This is a genomic window from Cobetia sp. SIMBA_158 (assembly GCF_046566945.1).
GTDB classification, from domain to species: Bacteria; Pseudomonadota; Gammaproteobacteria; order Pseudomonadales; family Halomonadaceae; genus Cobetia; species Cobetia amphilecti.
In genome coordinates, this window is record NZ_JAWJYL010001227.1 from 1 (window position 1) to 230 (window position 230).

The following is a 230-nucleotide window of genomic DNA, read 5'->3' on the forward strand; positions in this document are numbered from 1 at the left end:
GTGGTATTCGCCTTGTTGAAGTTGGTAGTGGTTATCGATTTCAGGCGTGCAGTAGTTTAAGCCCTTGGTTGAGTAACCTATGGCAAGAACGAGCTCCTAAATACTCACGTGCTTTATTGGAAACATTATCACTTATTGCTTATCGTCAACCCATTACGCGTGGTGAAATAGAGCAAGTAAGAGGTGTAACAACGGGTTCGAATATAATTAAAACCTTACTCGAAAGAGAG

General features: G+C 41.3%; 1 protein-coding gene. It reads left to right on the forward strand.

Annotation, left to right across the window (positions count from 1 at the left end):
• On the forward strand, positions 1–230 hold a 230-nt coding region (gene scpB / locus R2R70_RS23625), incomplete at both ends, for an SMC-Scp complex subunit ScpB (RefSeq protein WP_410979437.1).